Source organism: Janthinobacterium sp. 35, assembly GCF_002754575.1.
GTDB classification, from domain to species: domain Bacteria; phylum Pseudomonadota; class Gammaproteobacteria; order Burkholderiales; family Burkholderiaceae_D; genus Janthinobacterium; species Janthinobacterium tructae.
Map to the genome: position 1 here is coordinate 4,831,279 of NZ_PEFN01000001.1, position 23,338 is coordinate 4,854,616.

The window sequence follows — 23,338 nt, forward strand, 5'->3', positions numbered from 1 at the left end:
TAGACGCGATTATTCAGAATCCTGAACAATCAATTCGTCATTGCACTCTTTATCAGATTGTAGATCAAGTCTATAGTTGTTGTACTGCAGCATAAATGTAGATGCCGCAGGAAGTTCACTGGAGAAAAATCATGGGTCATCGGAATGCTATCTTTGCAGTGCTTGCTCTCGCCATGAGCTCGCTCGCTCTGGCCGCGATGGTATCGACGGATGCGTATTCACTGGCGGCGCAAAGCGAAGCCAGTGCTTACAGCGCCGTGACCCATGAAGTGGGCGGCATCGCCCTGTTGTGTCTGAACGACACGGTGCTCGATGTTGCGGTGCAGCCGGTGGTGGCGCAATGAGCGTTGCCGGCACCGTGGCTGAACTGGCACCTGGCCAGGCGCTGAAGATACGCGACATCGAGGTGCAGGGCGCGCAGGATGCGCTCGCCGCGCGCGTCTACACGGCCGGCGTGCCGGGCGCCAGGCAATCGAGCCTGATCGTCTTCTTCCATGGTGGCGGCTTCGTCGCCGGCGACCTGGAGGACGCGGACGACTTCCTGCGCTGCCTCGTGCTGAGCAACCCCGACCACGTGGTGCTGGCCGCGAACTATACGCTGGCGAAGGTGCGGCCATTTCCCGCCGCCGTGGAAGACGCGCATGCCGTGCTGTTGTGGGCCAAAAAGAACAAGTCCAAGCTGGGCTGGACGGGTAAGCAGATGGTGGTGTCTGGCATCGAAGCGGGCGCCAACCTGGCCGCCGTATGCGCCATGATGTCGCGCGACCGGGGCGGACCGCCCCTCGCGGGCCAGGTGCTGATCATGCCCATGCTCGACCCCGGCCTGTCGACTTGCTCGATGCGCAGTTTGCCCAGTTGTCCTGACCTGGCGGAAGTGGCCGATCAATGCGCCGCCGCCTACCGTGGCTACCTGCCGAATGCCGCTGACCGTACCCATCCGTACGCGTCGCCATTGCAGTCGAGCCGCCTGAAGAACCTGCCGCCAGCCTTGATCTTGTCCAGCGAAGATGATCCATTACGCGACGAAGCTGAACAATACGGCAGCAAACTGATCGCCTGCGGCATCAAGACCACGGTGCGCCGCATGGCCGCCGCGCCGCTGCAGGATGCCGGCGCCCGCAATGAGTGCGCCTGCAAGGTGCAGGTATTGAGTGAAATCGCCAGCTTTGTCGCTGGACTGGGGCAGGAGCCCGAGTCTTAAAGCCGCCATCTGCGGCACTGCAAAAAACTTACACTAATTAGTTTACTTTTTGAGTTTCGGTTGCTACACTATGCAGTGTAGTTCCCATCTTGTCTGCGTTGTGCGCTCGCACAGCCAGCTTCGTCGTCCCCGTCCGCTTTTACGCAGCTGGCGGCCTGTTTACCTTTGATCGAGCGCCGTCGGGCGCCATGGCACCACCATTCACTTTTTCAGTTGGGTTGCTTCCTGCCGCCCATACCATTAGAAATTTTCATAAAACAGGGAAATAAAATGAAAAACGTTCAACAATTTTCCACTCTGCTGAAGCCCCTGGCGGCCTCGCTCGCGCTGGCAGGACTGGTGGCCGTGAGCCTGGCCGGCTGCGATTCGGCCAACAGCAAGGTGCCCGACGCGCCAGCGGCCGGCGGCCCTCCCATCTCGGCCGCCGCCGTCATTGAAAAACAGATCACGGAAACGCAGGAATTTTCGGGCCGCCTGGAAGCGATCGAGCGCGTGGAAATCCGCTCGCGCGTCGGCGGCTTCATTACCGCCGTCAATTTCAAGCCGGGCAGCGAAGTGAAAAAGGGCGAGGTGCTGTTCGTCATCGATCCGCGTCCTTTCCAGGCTGAAGTGTCGCGCGCCGAAGGCACGGCAGCTTCCGCCCGCGCCAAGGCCGAACTGGCCAAGCTGGAACTGTCGCGCGCTGAAAAGCTGCTGGCCGAAAAAGCCATCGCCCAGCGCGAATTCGATGAAAAAGCCTCGGGCTTGAAAGAGCTGGATGCGAACGCCCGCTCGGCGCAAGCCGCGTATGAAGCGGCCAAATTGAACCTGTCGTACACGCAGGTGCAGGCGCCGATCAGCGGCCGTGTCAGCAAGGCCGAAATCACCGTCGGCAACCTGATCGACGCTTCCGCCATCCTCACTTCCGTGGTGTCGACGGACCGCATCTACGCCAGCTTCGACGGCGATGAAGATACCTATCTGCGCGTGGCTGGCACGGCGCAAAAGGGCACGCCCGTCACCGTCAAGGTGGGCCTGGCCAACGAAACGGGCTTCCCGCATGAAGGCAAGCTGGAATTCGTCGACAACCAGCTCGACCCGGCCACGGGCAGCGTGCGCATGCGCGCCACCTTCGCCAACGCCGAGCGCCAGCTGGTGCCGGGCCTGTTCGCGCGCATTCAGCTCGACGGCGGCAACGGCCCGCACGCACAAAGCACGGCGCTGTTGATCAGCGACCGCGCCGTCGGCACCGATCAAAGCCGCAAGTATGTCTACGTGGTGGGTGCTGACAACAAGGCCGAGTACCGCGCCGTCAAGCTGGGCCCGACCTCGGACGGCTTGCGCGTGGTGCGCGAAGGCTTGAAAGCGGGCGAAAAGATCGTCGTCAACGGCTTGCAGCGCGTGCGCCCTGGCGCCCCGGTGACGCCGCAGATGGTGGCCATGGATTTCGATCCGACCGCGCCGGTCGCTCCCGCAAAACCTGAAGTAAAAGACGCCAAGATCGCCGCGAAAGCCGCATCGACTTCCAAGGAATAAACATGAATTTTTCCCGCTTTTTCATCGACAAGCCGATTTTCGCGGCGGTGCTGTCGATCGTCATATTCGTGGCCGGGCTGCTGTCGATTTTCGGCCTGCCCATCTCCGAATATCCCGACGTCGTGCCGCCATCGGTGGTGGTGCGCGCGCAATACCCGGGCGCCAACCCGAAAGTGATCGCTGAAACCGTGGCCGCGCCGCTCGAAGAGCAGATCAACGGCGTCGAGAACATGCTCTACATGTCCTCGCAAAACACCTCCGATGGTTCGATGATGCTGACCGTGACTTTCAAGATCGGTACCAACGTCGAGCAGGCCGAGACGCAGGTGCAGAACCGCGTGCAGCGCGCCTTGCCGCGCCTGCCCGAGGAAGTGCGCCAGATCGGCGTGACGACGGTGAAATCGTCGCCGAATCTGACCATGGTGGTGCACCTGGTCTCGCCCAACAAGCGCTATGACGATATGTACCTGCGTAACTACGCGGTGCTGAACGTCAAGGATCAATTGGCCCGTCTGCCCGGCATGGGCGACATCCAGATCTTCGGTGCCGGCGACTATGCCATGCGCATCTGGCTCGATCCGCAAAAGGTAGCGGCGCGCGGCATGACGGCCAATGACGTCGTCGACGCGATTCGCGAGCAGAACGTGCAGGTGGCTGCCGGCGTGATCGGCGCCTCGCCAGCGAAGAACTCGGACTTCCAGCTGACCGTCAATACCCAGGGCCGCCTGCAGACGCCCGAGGAATTCGGCGCCATCATCGTGCGCACGAATGCCGACGGCGCCATCACGCACCTGAAAGACGTGGCGCGCGTGGAAATGGGCGCCAACAGCTACTCGCTGCGTTCGCTGCTGAACAATAATCCGGCCGTCGGCATGGGTATTTTCGAAGCGCCGAATGCCAACGCGCTGCAATTGTCTTCCGACGTGCGCGCCAAGATGGAGGAACTGAAAAAAGACTTCCCGCAAGGCGTGGAATACCGTATCGAGTACGACCCGACGCAGTTCGTGCGCTCGTCCATCGAAGCGGTGATCCATACGCTGCTCGAAGCGATCGCTCTGGTGGTGCTGGTGGTGATCATCTTCCTGCAAACCTGGCGCGCCTCGATCATTCCGCTCTTGGCCGTTCCCGTGTCGATCGTCGGTACCTTTGCCGTGATGCTGGGCTTTGGCTTTTCGATCAACACCTTGTCGCTGTTCGGCCTCGTGCTGGCCATCGGTATCGTCGTCGATGATGCCATCGTGGTGGTGGAGAACGTCGAGCGCAACATCGAGGAAGGCCTCTCGCCGCGCGACGCCACCATCCAGGCCATGAAAGAGGTCAGCGGTCCTATCGTCGCCATCGCCCTGGTGCTGTGCGCCGTGTTCGTGCCGATCGCCTTCGTGCCAGGATTGTCGGGCGAGTTCTACCGCCAGTTCGCGCTGACCATCGCCATTTCGACCGTGATCTCCGCTTTCAGCTCGCTGACCCTGGCGCCGGCCCTGTCGGCCGCCCTGCTGAAACCGCACGATGCGCCGAAAGACGCGCTGACGCGCGGCATGGACATGGTCTTCGGCCGCTTCTTCGCCTGGTTCAACCGCTTCTTCGGCCGCGCTTCGCACCGCTATGAAGCGGGCGTCAAAGGCGTATTGGGCCGCAAGAGCGCCTCGCTGGGCGTGTATGCGCTGCTGGTCGTTGCCGCCATCTTCACCTTCAAGTCCGTGCCGGCCGGCTTCGTGCCAGCGCAGGACAAGCAGTACCTGGTGGGCTTTGCGCAATTGCCTGACGCCGCTTCGCTGGACCGCACGGAAGATGTCGTGCGCCGCATGTCCGACGTCATCAAATCGGTGCCCGGCGTCGAATCGACCATCGCCTTCCCCGGCCTGTCGATCAACGACTTTACCAATGCGCCGAACGCCGGCATCGTCTTCGCCACCCTGAAGCCGTTCGACGAACGCACCACCAAGGAATTGTCGGGCGGCGCCATCGCGGCCGAGATCAACAAGCGCCTGGGCGGCATCCAGGACGCCTTCATCATGGTCTTCCCGCCACCGCCGGTCAACGGCCTCGGCACCATCGGCGGCTTCAAGATGATGATCGAAGACCGCGGCAACCTCGGTTACGACGCGCTGTACAACGCCACTCAGGCGCTGGCCGCGAAAGCGTACCAGACGCCGGAACTGGCGGGCGTGTTCTCGGGCTACCAGATCAACGTGCCGCAGCTGTTTGCCGACGTCGACCGCGTGAAGGCCAAGCAGATGGGCGTGCCGCTGGCGACCATCTACCAGACCTTGCAGATCAACCTCGGTTCGCTGTACGTGAATGACTTCAACCAGTTTGGCCGCACCTACCAGGTGCGCGTGCAGGCCGATGCGGCATTCCGTTCGCATGCGCAGGATATCGCGCAGCTGAAGGTGCGTAGTAACAAAGGCGAAATGATCCCGCTGTCCTCCCTGATGCGCGTCAAGGATAGCTATGGTCCGGACCGCGTGCAGCGCTACAACGCCTACGCCGCAGCCGATTTCAATGGCGGCGCCGCGCCGGGCGTATCGAGCGGCCAGGCGCAAGCCGCGCTGGAACGCATCGCCAAGGAAGTGCTGCCGCAGGGGATTTCGTATGAATGGACGGAGCTGACCTACCAGGACATCTTGTCTGGCAATACGATGATCTATGTCTTCCCGCTGTGCGTGCTGCTGGTGTTTCTGGTGCTCGCTGCCCAGTACGAAAGCTGGACCCTGCCGCTGGCCGTGATCCTGATCGTGCCGATGTCGATCCTCTGCGCGCTCCTTGGCGTCAAACTGACGGGCGGCGACAACAACGTGTTCACCCAGATCGCGCTGTTCGTGCTGGTGGGGCTGGCGTCGAAGAATGCGATCCTGATCGTGGAATTTGCCCGCGAACTGGAAGAGCATGGCCGCAGCGTCGTGCAAGCGGCGCTGGAAGCGTGCCGTCTGCGTCTGCGTCCGATCCTGATGACGTCGATCGCCTTCATCATGGGCGTGGTGCCTCTGGTGTTCTCGCACGGCGCAGGTTCGGAAATGCGCCATGCGATGGGCGTGGCAGTGTTTGCCGGCATGCTGGGCGTGACCTTCTTCGGCCTGTTCCTGACGCCCGTGTTCTACGTACTGCTGCGCACCCTGGCGCAGCGTTTTGAGAAAAAACCAGCCAGCGCTGCCGCCAAGCCTGTCGCCGCGCCAGCGCTGGACCTGGAAGGAGATATATATTGAAAACCTATGCAAACATCGGCCGCGCTGCGCCCGTCCTGCGCACGGCCTTGACTGCCATGGCCGCCGCAGTTCTGCTGGCCGCCTGCGCGGCGCCCGAGTTCAAGCAGCCGCAGATCGAGACGCCGGCCGCGTTCAAGGAAGCGCCAGCGCCTGCCGTGCAGACGGCGGCCGACGGCACGCGCTGGAAGCAGGGCGTGCCAGCCGAGCGCCAGGCGCGCGGCGAATGGTGGCTGGCGTTTAACGATCCGGCTTTGACTGGCCTGATCAACGAAGCCACGCAAGCCAATGCCAATCTGGCTGTCGCCGCCGCCCGCGTCAAGCAGGCGAGGGCGATTGCCGGCATCGCCGAAGCGGACCGCATCCCGCAAGTGGGCGTCAACGTGGGCGGCCAGCGCAACCGCGCCTCCGCCGTGTCGCTCGGCTTGCCGAACGGCGCGCCGGTGGCGGCGACCAATGTCTACCAGGCCAACCTGACGGCCAGCTACGAAGTCGATCTGTTCGGCAGGGTGGCTGCCAACGTCAGCGCCTCGCGCAGCGATGCGCTGGCCGTGGAAGCGACCTACCGCTCGGTGCTGCTGTCCTTGCAGGCTGACGTGGCGCAGACGTATTTCCAGTTGCGCGCCACGGACGCCGAACTGGCGACACTGGAACAGACGGTGCGCCTGCGCGAGGAAAGCGTGCATGTGAACCAGCGCCGTTATGACCTGGGTGACATCGGCGAATTCGATTTGTCACGTGCCCGCACGGAGCTGTCGACGGTGCGCGCCGAAGCCATCGGCCTGCAGCGCCAGCGCGCCACCGGCGAGCATGCGCTGGCCGTCCTGCTGGGCAAACCGGCCGCCAGCTTCACGGCGAGCGTCAACCCGCTGCAGGACAGCGGCTTCCTGCCCGTGATCCCGGCCGGCATGCCGTCGTCCCTGCTGGAACGCCGTCCCGACATCGCGTCGGCGCAGCGCACCATGGAAGCGTCGAATGCGCGCATCGGCGTGGCGAAATCGGCCATGTTCCCCGCCTTGACCCTGAACGCCTCCGGTGGCGGCGCGTCCGATACCTTCTCGGACATCTTCAAGTGGAGCAGCCGCTCCTGGCTGCTGGGCGCCCTGATGTCGATGCCGATCATCGACGGTGGCCGCAACAAGGCGGCCGTGAGCCGCAGCGAAGCGCAGCTGGAAGAGTCGGTGGCGACGTATCGCCAGAGCGTGCTGGTGGCCTTCGCCGAGGTGGAAGACAACCTGGCCGGCCTGCGCATCCTGTCGGGCCAGACGCAGCAGATCGACGAAGCCGTCGTGTCGGCGCGCCGTTCGGCCGACCTGGCGCAAAAGCTGTACGACGCGGGCCGTTCCAGCTACCTCGATCTGCTCGACGCGCAGCGCAACCTGGCGGCCATCGAGCGCAATGCCGTGCAACTGCGCGGCAACCGCGCCGTCACCACGGTGGCGCTGATCCGCGCCCTGGGCGGCGGCTGGGGCGAGACGGAGCCGCAGGTCGCGGCCAACTAGTTTCCCGGCACCGCGGGCTGGATCAATCCGGCCCGCGGCAAGGGATGCATATCGGGAACGGCGTCGTGCGCTTGCACGGCGCCGTTTTTTTATAGCTTGCGTAGGTCGGCTTAGCGCGCAGCGCGTAAGCCGACAATCAGTTGAATCCGTTTGCCGACAGACCGCGTAAGTACTCCTGCAATCACGCAAACGCAGTCATCCAGGAGATATCATCATGCGCACCTTCGTTCCCGCAGCATTGTTCCTCACTTCCATGCTGGCCGCCAGCACCTCTTTTTCCGCCGACATGACGACCATGGTCGGTGGCCAGAGCATGTATCCGTCCAGGGACATCGTCGATAACGCCGTCAATTCGGCCGACCACACGACCCTGGTCGCCGCCGTCAAGGCTGCCGGTCTGGTCGATACCCTGAAAGGCAAGGGGCCGTTTACCGTGTTCGCACCGACGAATGCGGCGTTTGGCAAACTGCCGGCCGGCACCGTCGAGACCCTGGTCAAACCGGAAAACAAGGCGACCCTGACGAAAATCCTCACCTACCACGTGGTGCCCGGCAAATACGACTTCAAGGCGCTGGCCAGGGAAATCAAGATGCACGACGGGAAAGCCAGCTTGCCCACGGCCAGCGGGGGCAAGCTGATGTTCGCCATGAACGGCATGCACAATATCGTGGTGATGGACGAGGGCGGCAACAGCGCCAACATCAGCACCTATGACGTGTACCAGTCGAATGGCGTGATCAATGTCATCGACACGGTGCTGATGCCGAAATAAGCGAACACGGACGAAAAAAAGACAGGGAAAACCCTGTCTTTTTCATTTATACCGCCGTGATTACTTGGCTGGCGCTGCTGCCGCTGCGGAAGCTGCTGGTGCGGCCGGAGCTGCTGGCGTTGCCGCTGCGGCTTTTTTCGCCTTGTGATGCTTGGCTTTCTTGTGCGTTGCCGGCTTGACGGCTGCTGCCGGTGCTTCGGCCTTGGCGACAGGGGCGACGACAGGAATCGGTGCTACTGGCGCGACTGGCGCGACGGCTGGCGTCTGGGCGAAAGCGGCGGTGGCGAACAGGCTGGCGATCAGGGTGGCGATAACTTTTTTCATTTTAAGATCCTTGGTATATGTGGTCAGTCAGGTGTGTCGGATTTACTTGGCTGGAGCTGGAGCTGGAACTGGTGCAGCGGCGGTGGCCGATGCCAGCTTTTCGTCAGCCTTGGCTTTGGTTTTTTTGGCAGTGTGATGCGCCTTGGCTTTCGTGGTGGCCGCTTCCGCTTTGGCGCTGGCGACGTCCGTTTTGGCGGCGACGACTGCTTTCGCTTCTTTCGCATCCGCTTTGACGACCGTTTGCGCTTCCTTGGCGTCCGCTTTCACGACGGCCTTGGTATGGGCCGCTTCCACTTTGGCGGGAACCGAGGCTGCTGCGGTAGCATGCGCTGCCGGAGCTGCGGGCGTTTGAGCGAAGGCAGCGGTTGCGAACAGGCCGGCGATCAGGGTAGCAATTACTTTTTTCATGGTGCAGTCCTCGGTGGTGGTTTGTCTGGTATGTCTGTTGGTGGCGGGATGATTCCCGTGTCACTGAGCATAAAACGCGCCCCCGGACGCTTGCGTTGACGGTCATTACAAACGCTTACATCTGCGTTGCATCCGCCTTCAGGATGGCTTTCAGGATGTCTTCCGAACGGCGCTGTCCATAACCCTTGCCATATGCGCTCGATGCGATGCTGACTACCATGCGGCGCGCCGGGATCACATAGATCTTGTTGCCGCCATTGCCCGAGGCGAAATGCACGGCGATCTTTTGTCCGGCGATATCCTGCGTCTTCGCGTACCAGAAATAGCCATAGCTGTCGGCGTAGCGGTCGACGGCGCCGATGGCTACGCGCGGCGCCAGCGCGGCCTTGATCCATGCCGCATCGATCACCTGCCTGCCATCGACCACGCCGTTGTCGAGCACCATCTGTCCGATCTTTGCCGTGTCGCGCGCGCGCAGCGACAGATTGCCCTGGCCTTTCGGGTGCTTGGCCACGTCGCGGCCCCAGCTCCAGCGCGTGATGCCCAGCGGTGCGAACAGCACCTTGGCGGCGTAGTCTTCCAGGTCGGCACCGCTGGCGTTTTCCACCACTCTCCCGGCGATGTAGGAACCCAGCGAGTTGTAGCGATAGGTGCTGCCCGGCTTTGTTGCGGCCGGCACGCCGCGCACGAAGGCGGCGGGATCGGGCGCCGCATCGAGCTTGTCTTCATTGCCCGGCGACTGTTCGTCTTCATCAAAGGCGGCCAGGCCCGAACGCATGCTCAGCAAGTCGTCGAGGGCGACCTTGCCCGCAGGGCTGCCAGCCACTTCGGGCCAGTACTCGCCCACCGTTTTTGTTGTCGACAGCTGGCCCCGCGCCACTGCCGCGCCCAGCAGCAGCGCGGTGATGCTCTTGCCTGCCGAACGGATGTCGTGCAGGGTGTCGGCCGTCTCGCCGTTGTAATAGCGTTCGGCGACGATGGCGCCATCGCGCAGCACAACGACGGCGCGCAAGTCGCCATGGCTGTCGTGGTCCTGGGCTTGCAGGACTTGTTCCAGCGTTGTGGGGGTGTCTTGCGCATTGGCGGCGCAGGGCAGGCACAGGGCGGCAATCAATAGCAAGGGCAGGTGGCGCATGGGCTGGGTTTCGTGGCAATAGTCGGAGTGCCAGTGTCCCTCATCTGCGTCGCTTTGTCGCGCGCAAGCTGGCCTGTTCGATGAGGTTTGCATGAAGGCGCAGTGCAAGAGGCCACATGCAAAAAGGACAGCCGAAGCTGTCCCTGGTAGTGCAGGCGAAGAGGCCACGTTAGCGCAGACCCGGCGGACGCGCTCCCGTGGCTGTGTTCGCGATTACTTCGCTGGTGCTGGCGTTGCCGGAACGGTTTCTGCCGCTTTCGCTGCATCCGCTTTCACTTTGGCTTTGCTGGTCTTGTGATGGGCCTTGGCCTTGGTGGCTTTGGCGTCGGCCTTGGCGCTGGCGACATCGGCTTTCGCATCGGCGGCGACGACCGCTTCTTTCGCGTCGGCTTTCACGACTGCCTTGGTTTCCTTGGCTTCAGCCTTGGCCACTGCTTTCGTATGGGCCGCTTCCGCCTTGGCCGGAGCCGAGGCTGCCGGAGCGGCAGGGGTTTGGGCGAAGGCTGCAGTTGCGAACAGGCTGGCGACGAGGGTGGCGATAACTTTTTTCATTGTAGTTTCCTGGCAAGTGGTAAGGGATGGTATCGAGGATTACTTGGCTGCTGCTGGTGCGGCTACCGGTGCTGGAGCAGGTGTAGATGCTGCAGCGGTGGCCGAAGCCAGCTTTGCATCGGCCTTGGCCTTGGTGTGCTTGGCTTTGTGATGCGCCTTGGCTTTGGTGGCCGTTGCTTCCGTTTTGGCGCTCGCCACTTCCGTCTTGGCGGCGACGACGGCTTTCGCTTCTTTGGCATCGGCTTTCACGACGGCTTGCGCTTCCTTGGCGTCGGCTTTCACGACAGCCTTGGTGTGGGCCGCTGCCACTTTCGCAGGAACCGAGGCTGCCGGGGTGGCAGGAGCTGCTGGCGTTTGAGCAAAGGCAGCGGTAGCGAACAGGCCGGCGATCAGGGTAGCGATTACGTTTTTCATGGTGCAGTCCTCAGTGGTGGTTTGTCTGGTATGTCTGTTGGTGCCGGGATGATTCCCGTGTCACTGAGCATAAAACGCGCCCCGGAAGCTTGCCGTTGACCTTGTTTACACTTTCTTACAATCAGGTGTTTTAAAAGACGTTGCTGCATGATGTGGTGGTGAAAATGAAAAAAGACAGCCGAAGCTGTCTTTTCATGTGGCGCAAAAAACGCGCGGAACTGATTATTTGGCTGCTGCTGCGGTCGCTTCAGTTTTGGCTTCGTCAGCCTTGGCCTTGGCTTTTTTCGCTTTGTGATGGGCTTTGGCCTTGGTGGCGCTGGCATCGGCCTTGGCGCTGGCGACATCGGCTTTCGCATCGGCTGCGACGGCGGCTTCTTTCGCATCGGCTTTCACGACAGCCTTGGTTTCTTTCGCTTCTGCTTTGGCCACTTCCTTGGTGTGCTTGGCTTCGGCCTTGGCAGGCGCGGCTGGCGTTTGAGCAAAGGCTGCGGTAGCGAACAAGCCGGCGATCAGAGTAGCAGTCAGGTTGACAATGCGTTTTTTCATGATGCAGTTCCTCGAGAAGTGGGGGGTAGTTCAGGAGATGCATTTCCCCTGTCACTGAGCCAAAAACGCGCCGTACGGCAATCGCGTTGACAGCGATTCGAGCTAATTACAAACACTTACATTTGCCGGGGCAGGCACTCTGTTAGCTGGCGTACCGCGCTCCGATTGGCAGCGGCCTAGACTCAAGGCCATCCTCACCGCATGGGTCCGCCATGAAAGCCGCCTTGAAAACCTATCAAGCCAAGCGCAATTTCGCCGTCACGCCCGAGCCGGCAGGCGGCGGCGAGGACGCGGGCGAGGTGCTCACCTTCGTCATCCAGAAGCACTGGGCCAGCCGTTTGCACTATGATTTTCGGCTGGAGCTCGACGGCACGCTGAAAAGCTGGGCCGTGCCGAAGGGGCCCAGCTACGACCCGCGCGACAAGCGCATGGCGGTGCAGGTGGAAGACCATCCCCTGGCCTACGCCAGCTTTGAAGGCACGATCCCGGAAAAACAGTATGGCGCGGGCAAGGTCATCATCTGGGACAAGGGCACATGGCAAGCGCAAGCGGGCACGCCGGACGCACGCGCCGCGCTGGCGGCCGGCGAACTGAAATTCACTCTGCATGGCCACAAGATGCAGGGCAATTGGGTGCTGGTGCGCATGAAGGGCAAAGGAGACAAGCGCGGCGAAAAGCAGCCAGCTTGGCTGCTGATCAAGGAAACGGACGCGTTTGCCCGGCCGGCACTGGAATTTTCTGTCGTCGACGAATGCCCCGACAGCGTCAGGCACAAGGCCATGCCCAGGCGCAAGGTGGCTGCCGCGCAGCCGGATGCCGATTTACCCGCCACCCTGTCGCCCCAACTGGCTACCCTCGCCGATGCGCCGCCGCCAGATGCGCAAGACTGGATCTTCGAGGCGAAATTCGACGGCTACCGCATCCTTGCACGTTGCGATGGCGAACAGCTCAGCCTGATGACGCGCAATGGCAATGACTGGACGGCGAAACTGCCGAAGCTGCGGCAGGCGCTGGAACAGTTGGGCTTGCCGCCGGGCTGGTATGACGGAGAAATCGTCGTCAACGACGCCAGCGGTCACCCTTACTTCGGCGCCTTGCAGCGCGCGTTCGATGCGCAAACGACCAGCGCCATCGTGTATTACCTGTTCGACGTGGCATATTTCGATGGCCACGATTTGCGGGGCCAGCCTGTCGAGGCGCGCAGGGCTCTGCTGCAGGGACTGCTGGAGCAATTGCCCGCCTCGCCGCTGGTGCGTTTCAGCGCCGCGCTCGATGCTGCGCCGCAGCAGTTGCTGGCCCATGCTTGCCGCCTGGGGCTGGAAGGGGTGATCGGCAAGCGGCGCGGCTCGCCCTACGTCACGCGCCGCTCCGGTGACTGGATCAAGCTCAAATGCGGGCTGCGCCAGGAATTCGTCATCGGCGGCTATACGGCGCCGCAGGGCGCGCGCGAAGGCATCGGGTCGCTGCTGCTGGGCGTGCACGATGCGCAGGGCAAGCTGCGCTACGCGGGCAATGTGGGCAGCGGCTTTGACGATGCGGTCCTGCGCGACTTGCGGCGCCGCCTCGATGCCTTGGTCACTGACGCGAGTGCGTTCGCGGGCAAGGCGGGCGGCGTGCGCCGGCCCATCTGGGTCAAGCCGCAACTGGTGGCAGAAGTGAGTTTTGCGCAATGGACCAGTGGCGGCGCCGTGCGCCATGCCGTGTTTCACGGCTTGCGCGAAGATAAAAAACCGGCCGCCATCGTGCGCGAGCGGGCACAGCGGATCGACAGGGAGACGACGATGCAGAACCAATCTACGCCGGACAGCGTCTTGCCGGCCAGTTTCAAGGTCAGCCATGCGGACCGGGTGATCGACCAGGACAGCGGCGCGCGCAAGATCGATCTGGTGCGCTATTACGCGCTGGTGGGCAAGCTGATGCTTGTGCATTTGCGGGGCCGGCCCGTGTCGCTGGTGCGCGCGCCGGCCGGCGTGGGTGGCGAGCTGTTTTTCCAGAAGCATGCCGACACCGCGACCATGCCCGGTGTCAAACAACTCGATCCCGGCCTCGATCCCGAGCATGCCGCCATGCTGGAAGTGGCCAGCGTACAGGGCTTGTTGTCGGCGGCGCAGTGGAATGTGGTGGAGTTTCACACGCAAAACGCGCTGGCCAGCGCCTACGACTCGCCGAACCGCCTGGTGTTCGACCTGGACCCGGGCAAGGGCGTGGCCTGGCCCGCGATGCGCGAAGCGGCCGTGCTGCTGCGCGCCTTCCTGACGGAACTGGGGCTGCCCGCCTGGCTGAAAACCAGCGGCGGCAAGGGCTTGCACGTGGTCGTGCCGATCCGCCCGAAATACGACTGGGACACGGTCAAGGCGTTTTCGCAAGCCATCGTGGCGCACATGGCGCAGCATATACCGGCGCGTTTTGTCGTCAAGAGCGGTCCCGCCAACCGCGTCGGCAAGATCTTCATCGATTATTTGCGTAATGGACGAGGCGCCACCACCGTGTGCGCGTGGTCGGCCCGCACGCGCTCCGGGCTGGGCGTTTCCGTGCCGCTGGCCTGGGAAGAGCTCGACCAGCTGAAGGCGGGCGATCAATGGACGGTGAGCAACGTCCACAGCCGCCTCGACGTGGGCAATGCGCCCTGGGCTGGCTATGCGCGCAGTGCCAGGGGCATCGATGGGGCCATGCAGAAACTGGGTTTTACTGCGCCGGCCTGAGCGGCAGGCTGGCGCGCGCCAGTTGCAGGGCTTCGTCGATGGCAGCGTTGAGCTGGGGAATCTCGACGGGTTTGGTCAGGTAGCGGAAAAAGCCCGCAGCCAGGCCGTGGTGGATGTCGCCCTTCATGGCATTGGCCGTCAGCGCGATGACGGGGATGTGCGCCGTGCGCGGATCGTTGCGCAGGATGCGTTGCGCCTGGTTGCCATTCATGCCGGGCAGGTTGATATCCATCAAGATCACATCGGGGCGGCGCTCCAGCGCCAGCGCAATGCCATGGCGCGCGTCGGTGGCCGAGATCATGCGCAGATGGGGCAGGAAGCTGATGATGTCTTCCACCAGCCGCAGGCTGGCCGGATTGTCTTCCACGTACAGCAGCAGGGCCTGGCCGCCGGCATCGTCGGCAGCGTCGCCAGCAGGTTCGGCCAGCCCCGCCGTGTCCAGCGGCATCCTGGCGGGCGGCGCGGCCATGGTGTCGAGTTCGATCCAGAAAACGCTGCCCACGCCGACGCAGCTGTGCACGCCCATGGCGCCGCCCATCAGCTCGATCAGGCGCTTGGTGACGACCAGGCCGATGCCCGTGCCTTCCTCACTGCCCGCCTCCTGGCCCAGCCGGTTAAACGGCTGGAACAGTTCGGCCATCTGCGCGTCGTCCAGGCCCTTGCCCGTGTCGCGGATGGCGATGCGCACGCGCTGCAGCCCGGGCTGCGAGATTTCCAGCTCCACCTTGCCGGCCGGGCGGTTGTACTTGATGGCGTTCGACAGCAGGTTCAGCAGCACTTGCTTGAGGCGCGTATGGTCGGCCTTGACGGTCAGCGGCTCGCAGACCGAAAAGACCATTTCGAGCTGGCGCTGCTGCGCCTGTTCTTGCACCATCACGCGCACTTCCTCGATCAGCGCGGGCAGCGCCACCGCCTCGATCGACAGGCTCAGACTGCCTGACTCGATCTTCGCCAGGTCGAGGATTTCATTGATCAAGGTGAGCAGGTGGCGGCCCGAGGTGACGATGTTTTGCACGAAGGCGCGTTTTTGCTGCACCGTCGCGGGCAGCGATTCGTTGGCCAGCAGCTGGGCAAAGCCGAGGATGGCATTCAGTGGCGTGCGCAATTCGTGCGACATGCTGGTGAGAAAGCGGTCCTTTGCCTGGCTGGCCCGCTGCAGTTCGATTTTCTGTTCATTGAGCGTGTGTTCGATGCGCTTGCGCTCGGTGATGTCGCGGATGGCGGACGACACCAGCACGCCTTCGTCCGTTTCCAGCGGCGACAGGCTGATTTCGACGGGAAACTCTGTGCCGTCGCGGCGCAAGCCATACAGTTCCAGGCCCGCGCCCATGGAGCGGGCGCGCGGCGCCGTGGAAAAGGCTTGCCGGTGTTGCGGATGATCATGCGCGTAGCGGGCCGGGATCAGCACTTCCACATTGCGTCCCAGCAGTTCCGCGCGCGAATAGCCGAACAGGCGTTCCGTTTGCGAGTTGACGAGCACGATCTCGCCATCGCCATTGACGATGACGATGGCGTCCGGCGCCGATTCGAGCAAGCCGCGAAACTTCTGCTCGGCCCGGCGCCGGTCGCTGACGTCGCGGATGGCGCTGATGACGAAGGTACCGATCTCCGTCTGGATGGGTGAGAGACTGATTTCGACGGGGAACTCGACGTTGTCCTTGCGTAAGCCCAGCAATTCCAGGTCGGCGCCCATGGTGCGCGTACGGGGCTGGTCGAAATAGCGCGCGCGGTGTCCCACGTGCGCGTGGCGCAGGCGTTGCGGCAACAGGGTATCGATTTGCCTGCCACTCAATTCGCCTTCCGCATAGCCGAACAGGCGCTGCGCCTGCTGGTTGGCCAGCACGATGGCGCCGGTGGCATTGACCATGATGACGCTGTCCGGCGTCGATTCGAACAGCACCCGGTAGCGCACGTCGACAAACTGGGCGTCGCGCGCCGCCTTCAGCACGGTCGTGTCCTTCATGGTGGAAATCAGGTAGCAGGGGGCATCCGGCGTGGCGCGTGCGGCCTGGCAGGCCACATCGACGTAGATGAGTTCGCCATCCTTGCGCCGCCGCAGCGATTCGCGGTCATAGCTGCCCTGCAGCGCCAGCTTCTCGTCGATCAGCGGGGCAGCTTCGGCCTGTCCCGGCAGCGAGATCAGTTCCCACAGCGTGCGGCCCAGCGCCTCATCGCTGGCATAGCCGAAGATGCGCTGCGCGCCGATCGTCCAGCGCACGACGACATGCTCTTCATTCGTGATGACAACGCCACCAGGGGCGCCACTGAGGATAAGCTGATCTAACTCGGCATCCATTGTTTTCCCGCACGCATGACAGGGCTTGCCGGACGGCAGGCTGTGTACATACGCTAGCGAGAAGCCTGATCAAAGTCAATGCATTTATATGGTTGACTATTTTCGCTGGCCGGGATGGGCATCAGGCCGTCTTGCGCCTGGCTGGCGGCGGTTTCCGGGAGGTGGACGAGGCCGCGCGCTTGCGGGCGGGCACGGCGGGCGCCTTCTTGCCCAGACTTTGCTGCAGCAGGGCGACCAGGTCAATCACATTGCTGCCGTGCTCTGCTTCCGGCTCGGGCGCGGGCGCGGTGATGGTCTTGGTTTGTTTCGCCTTGATTTTCTTCTTGACCAGCGCCAGCACGTCTTCGCGATAGCTGTCGTGGTATTGCCCGGGTTGCCACGTTTCGCTCATGCCCTCTACCAGCGACAGGGCCATCTTGAGTTCCTTGTCGGTAATGCCCGCCGCCTTCATGGTACTGCCGGGCAAGTCCAGGTCATCCGTGGGACGCAGCTCATCGGCGTAGCGCAGGGTGTTGAGCACGATGGCGTCACCGACGCAGACGAGCGCGCACAAATGCTGCTTGGTGCGCATGACTACGCTGGCGATAGCCACTTTATCGGCCTTGCGCAAGGTTTCGCGCAGCAGCGCATAGACTTTCTCGCCGCCCTTGGCCGGCAGCAAATAATACGGGTGCGCGTAAAAGGTCAGCGGCACTTCGACCGCATCGACAAATGTGTCGATGGCGATGGTTTGCGTGGCCTTCACATTCGCCTGTTTCAAGTCTTCTTCGGACAGCACCACGTACTCATCGGTCTTGTATTCATAGCCTTTGATGATGTCGTCCCACTCGACTTCCTTGCCCGTGCGCTTGTTGTAGCGCTTGTAGCCGATGGGCGCGAAGTCGCGCCGGTCCAGCATGGATAAATCCAGTTCATGGTCGAGGCTGGCCGAAATCAGCTCGACGGGGATGTGCACGAGGCCAAAGCTGATGGCGCCTTTCCACAATGCGCGCGCCATGGTTTAGTCCCCTACGCTGCCGGTGACGGGCAGGACGATGCCCGTGATGTAGCTGGAACAGGCGGGCGAGGCCAGGAAGACGTAGGCGGGCGACAGTTCCTCGGGCTGGGCCGGGCGGCGCATGTCCGTGTCGGCACCGAATTTCGCGATGTCTTCGGGCGTCTTGTCGGCCGGGTTGAGCGGCGTCCAGACGGGCCCCGGTGCGATGGCGTTGACGCGGATGCCCTTGTCGAGCAGGTTGCCGGCCAGCGCCATGGTGAACGCATGGATGGCGCCCTTGGTGGTGGAATAATCGAGCAAGTGCCTGGAACCATGCAAACCCGTCACGGACCCCGTGTTGATGATGGAGGCGCCGCGCTGCAGATGGGGCAACACGGCCTTGGCCATGTGAAAGTAACCGTAGACACTGGTTTTCATGCTGAGGTCGAAGCGCTCCTCGCTCAGGTCCAGCAAGGACTCCGCGTGTTCCTGGAAGGCGGCGTTGTTGACCAGTATGTCGATGTGCGTGAACCGTTCCAGTACCTGGTTGACGGCTTGCTGGCAAAAGCCCTGCTCGCGCACGTCGCCGGGTATCAACAGGCAGCTCTGGCCTTCCGCTTCCACATAGCGCTTCGTTTCATTGGCGTCCGCATGTTCGTTCAGGTAAATGATGACGACATCGGCCCCTTCGCGCGCATACAGTATGGCCACGGCGCGGCCGATGCCCGAATCGCCGCCCGTGATGATGGCCACCATGCCGGCCAGCTTGCCGCTGCCGCAGTAGTCGGGCGCCAGGAAGCGGGGCTTCAATGGCATCTGCGCTTCGCTGCCGGGCTTGGCCAGGTGCTGGGCGGGCAGGGGCGGAACCGGCTGGTTGCGGCTGCCCGTTTGCACGGGAGGCTTGCTGTCCCGTTTGCTTTCTGCTGCGGCGTCGCGGCCATCCTGCTCCTGCTGGATGGCGCGCTGCAAGCTACCGGCGGACTGGTCCTTGTTCTCGTTCATGCTGGCCTCCGTGTAAACGAAACTTCAGTATCGGCGCGGCACCGGCATCAAACGGTGCGCTTGCTAACAGAGTGGCGCAAACGGGTGTAAAATTAGATGATGATTAACATCATAGTGGAGGCGGCATGAAAGTGAGCAGGGAACAGGCAGCGCTGAACCGCGAGCGCATCGTGGACGTGGCGGCCAGATTGTTCCGCGAAAAAGGGTACGACGGCATCGGCGTGGCCGACCTGATGAAGAATGCGGGCCTCACGCATGGCGGCTTCTATGGCCATTTCGCGTCCAAGGAAGACTTGATGATCGAGGCGTGCCAGCATGCCTTGAACAAGTCGCTGGAAGGCTGGCGGGCGAAGGTCGCCAGCGACCCGCAGCGGGCGCTGCCGGCCATTATCGAGAACTATCTGACCACCAGGCACCGCGACCAGCCCGGCGGCGGCTGTCCGGCGGCGGCCATGGGCGTCGATGCGGCGCGCATGTCGCCTGGCGCGCGTCCCGCGTTTACGCAAGCCACGCAGCAGCAGTTCGCCTTGCTGCAGGGGTTGCTGCCCGACGGCGCACCGGAAGAGCAGCGCCAGCAGGCGATCGCCACGTTTGCCGCCATGGTGGGCGCCATGGTGCTGGCCCGTTCCGTCGATGACGAGGCCCTGTCGGCGGAAATCCTCGACGCCGTGAAGGCGCAATTGCTGCCGGACTGATCACAGTTTTGCAAGTGCGCCTGTCAGCCGGCCGCGTCGCATGATAGGCTTCGGTTTTCAGATTTCGGGATCATACATGCTGCTCTGGCTCAGGCAATACCGGCGTCCTCTGTTGGCCGGAGACATCACCGCCGGTATCGTCGTCGCCATGATGATGGTGCCGCAGGGCATGGCCTACGCGCTGGTGGCCGGCTTGCCGCCCGTGGTGGGCATTTATGCCAGCATCTTGCCGCCCGTGCTGTACGCCTTGTTCGGCAGCAGCATGACGCAATCGGTGGGCCCCATGGCCATCGTCTCGCTGATGACGGCCGCCGCCCTGGCGCCGCTGGCCGACCCCGGCTCCTCCCTGTATATCGTGCTGGCCGCCCAGCTGGCCTTCATCAGCGGCCTCGTCCTGCTGCTGTGCGGCGTGCTGCGCCTGGGCTTCATGGCCAGCTTTTTGTCGCGCCCCGTGATCAGCGGCTTCAGCAATGGCGCGGCGATCCTGATCATCTGGGGCCAGATCACACCCTTGCTGGGCGCCAGCCTTCCCCACTGGCACACGCCCAGCCTCGTGCTGGGGCTGTGCGGCCTGCTGTTCCTGTGGCTGGCCAAGCGTTACGCGTCGCGCCTGCTGCAGCGCTGCGGCTTGAACAAGGTGGCGGCCGACGTGGGCGCGCGCCTGGCGCCGATGGCGCTGGTGCTGGCCGGCATCGCGCTCGTCGCCTACGGCGGCCTGGAAGCGATGGGCGTGCAGACGACGGGCCACGTGCCCAGCGGCTTGCCGGGCCTGAACCTGGCCACCTCCGGCGCCCATTGGCGCACCTTGCTGTCGCCGGCGCTCTTGATCGCCTTCATCATCTTTTTGATGAGCATGTCCGCTGCCCAGACCCTGGCGCAAAAGCGCGGCGAAAAGCTGCACACGAACCGCGAACTGCTGGGCCTGGGCGCCGCCAACGTGGCCAGCGCGCTGTCGGGCGGCTTTCCCGTCACCGGTTCCATCTCGCGCTCGGCCGTCAATTTCCAGGCAGGCGCCAACACGCCGCTGGCCAGCATCATCACGGCGGGCTTGCTGGCGCTGGCGCTGGTGGCGCCCACGGGCTGGCTGGCCCTGCTGCCGCTGCCGGTCCTGGCCGCCACCATCATCTTTGCCGTCAGCAGCCTGCTGGACTGGGATACCTTGAAACTGTCGTGGCGCTACGACCGCAGCGATGCGCTGGCCCTGCTGGCGACCACGGCCGGCGTGCTGGTGCTGGGCGTGGAAGCGGGTGTGGTGATCGGCGTGCTGCTGTCGATGGGCACCCTGATCTGGCGCGCCAGCCGCCCGCACATCGCCGTGTTGGGGCGCATCCCGAATAGCGAACACTTCCGTAACGTGGAGCGTTACGAGGCGCAAACCCTGCCCGACGTCTTGCTGTTGCGCATCGATGCGGGCCTGTTCTTCGGCAATGTGGAGGCCGTCACCGAGCGCGTGGAAGACGAATTGCGCGGACACCCGACGGCGCGCCACCTGGTGCTGGTGCTGTCGGCCGTTAACCAGATCGACAGCACGGCCTTGCTGGGCTTGATCGAACTCAACAGCGCGTTGATCAAGCGCGGCATCAGCCTGAACCTGGCCGAAGTGAAGGGCCCCGTGATGGACCGCTTGCGCCAGAGCAGTTTATTGAAAGACCTGAGCGGCAAGCTGTACCTGAGCACGGCGCTGGCGACGGCCGACTTAAGTGGAGAAAATGCGTGAACATGGAACTGAATCTGCATGGCGAGGCGAGCGCTGTTGACAGCATCGCTGCGCTGGAACAGGCGCTGACCGACGCGCGTGCGCTGGCGCAGTGCGAGCTGTGGCTGACCCTGGCGACGGATGCGGAGCAGGGGCCGGCCCTGTGCATGCTGCGCAATGGCGGCAATGCCTGGCTGATGTATCTGTCAGGGCAGGACGACCTGAGTTTTCACTCGCTGGGCGACGAGGAGGCAGACGGCGTTTGCAGCTACCTGTTGTCGAATGGCCAGGTAGATGAGTATCCGGAGGCCTGGTGCGTGGAGGTGGAACATTGCCAGCGTGCCTTTGTTGCGTTTTTCAAAACAGGCGGCGCGCAGCCGGCCGGCATCGCGTGGGAAGCGGATTGAGATGCTGCAAACCACGCAAACCACGCAAACCATCCTCGCCGACATCGACAGGGACTTGCTGGCCGCGCTGGACGCCCTCGATATGGTGACGGGCTGGTGCACGCCGCAGCTGCGGGTTTGGGACGAACAAGTCATATGAATCATCAAGACGAACGCCTGGACGCCTGGTACGACGGCTCGGCCATCTGCCTGATCGCCGTCGGCGCCCACGGCGACCCGCTGGACCTGGCCGACGACGAAGTGCGCGCGCTGATCGCGAAACTGCAGCAATGCCTGGCCGAGTCCGAAGCTGCGGCGACAGACGATTGACGGCTCAGGCGGCCGCCAGCACCTTTTCCATCGCCACGCTGGCCAGGCTGATGCCGCTGGGATGCGCATACACTTCCTCGCGCAAGGCAACAAAACCGGCGGCGCGGTAAAACGGCACGGCGTTGAGGGACGCGGACAAATGCAGGCGGACTATGCCGCGCCCGCGTGCCAACAGCTCCAGCGCCGCCAGCAGGCGCTTGCCGATGCCCAGGCCAACACGGGCCGGATCGACGAATACGGCATCGACTTCCTGCTTGTCCGCATCGAGCATGGCGTAGCCGGCAATGGACTCGCCCTGCAGCGCCACGATGCCGCCACCGGCAGCCAGCATGGCGGCATAAGAGTCCGGCACGGGCGAGGCCGTCCACACGGCGATCTGTTCCGGCGCATAGTGCGTGGCGCAACTGACGCGCACGGCCACCGTGCGCAGAGCCCACAGGGCATCGATGTCAAGGGGCAGGGCGGGGCGCAGGGTGATGGGCATGGCGGCTTTCGGGGCAAAAGCTCATGCTAGCGCAATGGCTGGCATGGCGCCAGCAGGAGCTTGTCCAGCCGTCACTGCGCCGGCTTGTCCGGATCGATGTAGTACGACCCCGGCGGCGCACCCGGCACCTTCACCCGGAACTTCAAGCCGGAGAGCAGCTTGTCCCACAAGGCAATGGCCTCTTCGTCCGTCAGCGACGCGGTTTCGGCGGCGCCGACCATGTTGTGGGCGACTTTGGTGTACATGGATGCTTCCAATACCGCTGGATAGGCGATATCGCGCGGCGTACCCACCAGCGTCCATTCAAAATCATGCACGCCATCGGTACGCCGTATCAACGATTCCTCGCCGTGCCAGTGTTGCACGTCACGCTTGCCTTCGCGTAGCAGTGTACGAGGAGGGTAGTTCTTGCCTTGCTGGTCTTTTGCTTCCTGGATACGAGCAAGTAATGATAATTTCCCACGTACTTTTGCATCATATTCGGCAGGAGGATAATCGCCGTAGGCGTCTTTATTCGCAGTGATAGAAAATGTCACGTCTGGCAGGCTGGGAAAATACAGACCTGCGTCCGCCATTTCTTGATTGTCATACTTGTTGTCGCTCATGAAGCCACTTTCTAAGCAATGGCCGGGTTCGGTAGGAATTTCATCTTGGTGACGCAGGCGCAGACTATTCGCGCGCATTAACTGTGTGGTAGCCGCACTTTTAACTGTTCCACCTTTGGGGATGGAGCCGGTAAGAACGAATGTGATATCTCCTTTGTTGACATACGTACTGAATAAAACATTGCCATCTTCTTTGGAAAATTTATTGTCAAAATAGCGAAATTGCCAGCTATTTTCTATGGGGTCATTTTCGTTGGATATGATTTCAGAAGACTGGCTATTCATCTTTATTTTTCTTATATCTTCTGCTATTTTTTCATCTTTTGCAAAAATTCCGCCTTTTATAACTTCAACTCTTGATGGGAATGATATGTTTCCGTATATCAATTCAGCCTCCTTTGGGATTTCTATAGCGTAACGTCCGAAACAGACAATTTTTGTTTTTAGAAAAAGTACTTCAAGACGTTTGCTAATTTTTAAATTGTCAGGCATCTGGAGTTCCTTATCTAAATTTTTTTGTGTGCATCCGGAAATAAATGTGATCATCACAAATGTGATGATTGAAATTTCCTTCATTTTTGTTTTATTCCTCATGAT

At 62.5% G+C, this 23,338-nt stretch carries 23 protein-coding genes; 12 read left to right on the plus strand and 11 right to left on the minus strand.

Annotated features, from left to right (window positions below; genetic code table 11):
* The first annotated feature begins 173 nt into the window (after nucleotides 1-173).
* The 6 genes from CLU93_RS28275 to CLU93_RS21615 all read left to right on the plus strand — a co-directional run bounded on the left by CLU93_RS28275 (nucleotide 174) and on the right by CLU93_RS21615 (nucleotide 8,190).
* Nucleotides 174-344: a hypothetical protein gene (locus CLU93_RS28275; protein WP_180287903.1), complete on the plus strand. Its 171-nt coding sequence runs from the start codon at nucleotides 174-176 to the stop codon at nucleotides 342-344.
* Nucleotides 341-1,201 carry an alpha/beta hydrolase gene (locus tag CLU93_RS21595; RefSeq protein WP_099763244.1) on the plus strand — a complete coding sequence of 287 codons (861 nt, stop codon included), beginning with the start codon at nucleotides 341-343 and terminating at the stop codon, nucleotides 1,199-1,201. Before CLU93_RS28275 ends, CLU93_RS21595 begins: the two co-directional genes overlap by 4 nt.
* Before the next feature lie 270 nt (nucleotides 1,202-1,471).
* Nucleotides 1,472-2,716: an efflux RND transporter periplasmic adaptor subunit gene (locus CLU93_RS21600; RefSeq protein WP_099763245.1), complete on the plus strand. Its 1,245-nt coding sequence runs from the start codon at nucleotides 1,472-1,474 to the stop codon at nucleotides 2,714-2,716.
* 2 nt (nucleotides 2,717-2,718) lie between these two features.
* Complete coding sequence (locus tag CLU93_RS21605; RefSeq protein WP_099763246.1) at nucleotides 2,719-5,919, plus strand: efflux RND transporter permease subunit; 3,201 nt, start codon at nucleotides 2,719-2,721, stop codon at nucleotides 5,917-5,919.
* Nucleotides 5,920-5,975: 56 nt separating this feature from the next.
* Entirely contained in the window at nucleotides 5,976-7,418 is a 1,443-nt protein-coding gene (locus CLU93_RS21610) for an efflux transporter outer membrane subunit (protein ID WP_099764532.1), read from the plus strand.
* Between the two features lie 214 nt (nucleotides 7,419-7,632).
* Nucleotides 7,633-8,190: a fasciclin domain-containing protein gene (locus CLU93_RS21615; protein ID WP_218968349.1), complete on the plus strand. Its 558-nt coding sequence runs from the start codon at nucleotides 7,633-7,635 to the stop codon at nucleotides 8,188-8,190.
* Nucleotides 8,191-8,250: 60 nt separating this feature from the next.
* On the opposite strand, the gene CLU93_RS21620 is transcribed toward CLU93_RS21615, so the two are convergent.
* The 6 genes from CLU93_RS21620 to CLU93_RS21645 form a co-directional block, all read right to left on the minus strand.
* A complete protein-coding gene (locus tag CLU93_RS21620; RefSeq protein ID WP_099763247.1) occupies nucleotides 8,251-8,514 on the minus strand; it encodes a hypothetical protein in 264 nt (87 codons plus the stop codon).
* A gap of 42 nt (nucleotides 8,515-8,556) precedes the next feature.
* Complete coding sequence (locus CLU93_RS21625) at nucleotides 8,557-8,922, minus strand: hypothetical protein (RefSeq protein ID WP_099763248.1); 366 nt, start codon at nucleotides 8,920-8,922, stop codon at nucleotides 8,557-8,559.
* Between the two features lie 115 nt (nucleotides 8,923-9,037).
* Nucleotides 9,038-10,057: a serine hydrolase domain-containing protein gene (locus tag CLU93_RS21630; protein ID WP_180287904.1), complete on the minus strand. Its 1,020-nt coding sequence runs from the start codon at nucleotides 10,055-10,057 to the stop codon at nucleotides 9,038-9,040.
* Between the two features lie 213 nt (nucleotides 10,058-10,270).
* Complete coding sequence (locus CLU93_RS21635) at nucleotides 10,271-10,609, minus strand: hypothetical protein (protein WP_099763250.1); 339 nt, start codon at nucleotides 10,607-10,609, stop codon at nucleotides 10,271-10,273.
* A gap of 39 nt (nucleotides 10,610-10,648) precedes the next feature.
* On the minus strand, nucleotides 10,649-11,023 hold the full coding sequence (locus CLU93_RS21640; RefSeq protein WP_099763251.1) for a hypothetical protein: 375 nt from the start codon (nucleotides 11,021-11,023) through the stop codon (nucleotides 10,649-10,651).
* Between the two features lie 222 nt (nucleotides 11,024-11,245).
* Nucleotides 11,246-11,569 carry a hypothetical protein gene (locus CLU93_RS21645; RefSeq protein WP_099763252.1) on the minus strand — a complete coding sequence of 108 codons (324 nt, stop codon included), beginning with the start codon at nucleotides 11,567-11,569 and terminating at the stop codon, nucleotides 11,246-11,248.
* 212 nt (nucleotides 11,570-11,781) lie between these two features.
* On the opposite strand from CLU93_RS21645, the gene ligD reads away from it, so the two are divergent.
* Entirely contained in the window at nucleotides 11,782-14,271 is a 2,490-nt protein-coding gene (ligD, locus tag CLU93_RS21650; protein ID WP_099763253.1) for a DNA ligase D, read from the plus strand.
* Here ligD and CLU93_RS21655 read toward each other — a convergent pair.
* The 3 genes from CLU93_RS21655 to CLU93_RS21665 all read right to left on the minus strand — a co-directional run bounded on the left by CLU93_RS21655 (nucleotide 14,255) and on the right by CLU93_RS21665 (nucleotide 18,545).
* A complete protein-coding gene (locus tag CLU93_RS21655) occupies nucleotides 14,255-16,567 on the minus strand; it encodes a PAS domain S-box protein (protein ID WP_099763254.1) in 2,313 nt (770 codons plus the stop codon). The two genes, ligD and CLU93_RS21655, sit on opposite strands and share 17 nt — an antisense overlap.
* 121 nt (nucleotides 16,568-16,688) lie before the next feature.
* A complete protein-coding gene (gene ku, locus CLU93_RS21660) occupies nucleotides 16,689-17,564 on the minus strand; it encodes a non-homologous end joining protein Ku (RefSeq protein WP_099763255.1) in 876 nt (291 codons plus the stop codon).
* Nucleotides 17,565-17,567: 3 nt separating this feature from the next.
* Nucleotides 17,568-18,545 (minus strand): SDR family oxidoreductase, encoded by a 978-nt coding sequence (locus tag CLU93_RS21665; RefSeq protein WP_099763256.1) that lies wholly within the window; start codon nucleotides 18,543-18,545, stop codon nucleotides 17,568-17,570.
* A 125-nt stretch (nucleotides 18,546-18,670) separates the two neighbouring features.
* Between CLU93_RS21665 and CLU93_RS21670 the strand changes: the two genes are divergently transcribed.
* The 5 genes from CLU93_RS21670 to CLU93_RS28285 all read left to right on the plus strand — a co-directional run bounded on the left by CLU93_RS21670 (nucleotide 18,671) and on the right by CLU93_RS28285 (nucleotide 21,652).
* Complete coding sequence (locus CLU93_RS21670; RefSeq protein ID WP_099763257.1) at nucleotides 18,671-19,240, plus strand: TetR/AcrR family transcriptional regulator; 570 nt, start codon at nucleotides 18,671-18,673, stop codon at nucleotides 19,238-19,240.
* 76 nt (nucleotides 19,241-19,316) lie between these two features.
* Nucleotides 19,317-20,957 carry a SulP family inorganic anion transporter gene (locus CLU93_RS21675; RefSeq protein ID WP_099764534.1) on the plus strand — a complete coding sequence of 547 codons (1,641 nt, stop codon included), beginning with the start codon at nucleotides 19,317-19,319 and terminating at the stop codon, nucleotides 20,955-20,957.
* A gap of 2 nt (nucleotides 20,958-20,959) precedes the next feature.
* Entirely contained in the window at nucleotides 20,960-21,343 is a 384-nt protein-coding gene (locus tag CLU93_RS21680; RefSeq protein WP_099763258.1) for an Imm1 family immunity protein, read from the plus strand.
* A 1-nt stretch (nucleotide 21,344) separates the two neighbouring features.
* The gene (locus CLU93_RS28280; protein ID WP_165829493.1) at nucleotides 21,345-21,482 is read left to right on the plus strand and encodes a hypothetical protein; all 138 of its coding nucleotides are present in this window, start codon (nucleotides 21,345-21,347) and stop codon (nucleotides 21,480-21,482) included.
* Entirely contained in the window at nucleotides 21,479-21,652 is a 174-nt protein-coding gene (locus CLU93_RS28285) for a hypothetical protein (RefSeq protein ID WP_180287905.1), read from the plus strand. The genes CLU93_RS28280 and CLU93_RS28285 overlap by 4 nt, the downstream gene beginning before the upstream one ends.
* Nucleotides 21,653-21,656: 4 nt before the next feature.
* Here the strand turns inward: CLU93_RS28285 and CLU93_RS21685 are convergent, their stop codons facing one another.
* Nucleotides 21,657-22,136, minus strand: coding sequence for a GNAT family N-acetyltransferase (locus tag CLU93_RS21685; protein ID WP_099763259.1), 480 nt, complete (start codon nucleotides 22,134-22,136; stop codon nucleotides 21,657-21,659).
* 71 nt (nucleotides 22,137-22,207) lie between these two features.
* Nucleotides 22,208-23,335 (minus strand): T6SS immunity protein Tli4 family protein, encoded by a 1,128-nt coding sequence (locus CLU93_RS28290; protein ID WP_257225048.1) that lies wholly within the window; start codon nucleotides 23,333-23,335, stop codon nucleotides 22,208-22,210.
* Between the last annotated feature and the right edge of the window lie 3 nt (nucleotides 23,336-23,338).

Coding starts and splice junctions, on each gene's coding strand:
- CLU93_RS28275 (WP_180287903.1), top strand. CDS start 174: ATGAGCTCGCTCGCTCTGGCCGCGATGGTATCGACGGATGCGTATTCA.
- CLU93_RS21595 (WP_099763244.1), top strand. CDS start 341: ATGAGCGTTGCCGGCACCGTGGCTGAACTGGCACCTGGCCAGGCGCTG.
- CLU93_RS21600 (WP_099763245.1), top strand. CDS start 1,472: ATGAAAAACGTTCAACAATTTTCCACTCTGCTGAAGCCCCTGGCGGCC.
- CLU93_RS21605 (WP_099763246.1), top strand. CDS start 2,719: ATGAATTTTTCCCGCTTTTTCATCGACAAGCCGATTTTCGCGGCGGTG.
- CLU93_RS21610 (WP_099764532.1), top strand. CDS start 5,976: ATGGCCGCCGCAGTTCTGCTGGCCGCCTGCGCGGCGCCCGAGTTCAAG.
- CLU93_RS21615 (WP_218968349.1), top strand. CDS start 7,633: ATGCGCACCTTCGTTCCCGCAGCATTGTTCCTCACTTCCATGCTGGCC.
- CLU93_RS21620 (WP_099763247.1), bottom strand. CDS start 8,514: ATGAAAAAAGTTATCGCCACCCTGATCGCCAGCCTGTTCGCCACCGCC.
- CLU93_RS21625 (WP_099763248.1), bottom strand. CDS start 8,922: ATGAAAAAAGTAATTGCTACCCTGATCGCCGGCCTGTTCGCAACCGCT.
- CLU93_RS21630 (WP_180287904.1), bottom strand. CDS start 10,057: ATGCGCCACCTGCCCTTGCTATTGATTGCCGCCCTGTGCCTGCCCTGC.
- CLU93_RS21635 (WP_099763250.1), bottom strand. CDS start 10,609: ATGAAAAAAGTTATCGCCACCCTCGTCGCCAGCCTGTTCGCAACTGCA.
- CLU93_RS21640 (WP_099763251.1), bottom strand. CDS start 11,023: ATGAAAAACGTAATCGCTACCCTGATCGCCGGCCTGTTCGCTACCGCT.
- CLU93_RS21645 (WP_099763252.1), bottom strand. CDS start 11,569: ATGAAAAAACGCATTGTCAACCTGACTGCTACTCTGATCGCCGGCTTG.
- ligD (WP_099763253.1), top strand. CDS start 11,782: ATGAAAGCCGCCTTGAAAACCTATCAAGCCAAGCGCAATTTCGCCGTC.
- CLU93_RS21655 (WP_099763254.1), bottom strand. CDS start 16,567: ATGGATGCCGAGTTAGATCAGCTTATCCTCAGTGGCGCCCCTGGTGGC.
- ku (WP_099763255.1), bottom strand. CDS start 17,564: ATGGCGCGCGCATTGTGGAAAGGCGCCATCAGCTTTGGCCTCGTGCAC.
- CLU93_RS21665 (WP_099763256.1), bottom strand. CDS start 18,545: ATGAACGAGAACAAGGACCAGTCCGCCGGTAGCTTGCAGCGCGCCATC.
- CLU93_RS21670 (WP_099763257.1), top strand. CDS start 18,671: ATGAAAGTGAGCAGGGAACAGGCAGCGCTGAACCGCGAGCGCATCGTG.
- CLU93_RS21675 (WP_099764534.1), top strand. CDS start 19,317: ATGCTGCTCTGGCTCAGGCAATACCGGCGTCCTCTGTTGGCCGGAGAC.
- CLU93_RS21680 (WP_099763258.1), top strand. CDS start 20,960: ATGGAACTGAATCTGCATGGCGAGGCGAGCGCTGTTGACAGCATCGCT.
- CLU93_RS28280 (WP_165829493.1), top strand. CDS start 21,345: ATGCTGCAAACCACGCAAACCACGCAAACCATCCTCGCCGACATCGAC.
- CLU93_RS28285 (WP_180287905.1), top strand. CDS start 21,479: ATGAATCATCAAGACGAACGCCTGGACGCCTGGTACGACGGCTCGGCC.
- CLU93_RS21685 (WP_099763259.1), bottom strand. CDS start 22,136: ATGCCCATCACCCTGCGCCCCGCCCTGCCCCTTGACATCGATGCCCTG.
- CLU93_RS28290 (WP_257225048.1), bottom strand. CDS start 23,335: ATGAGGAATAAAACAAAAATGAAGGAAATTTCAATCATCACATTTGTG.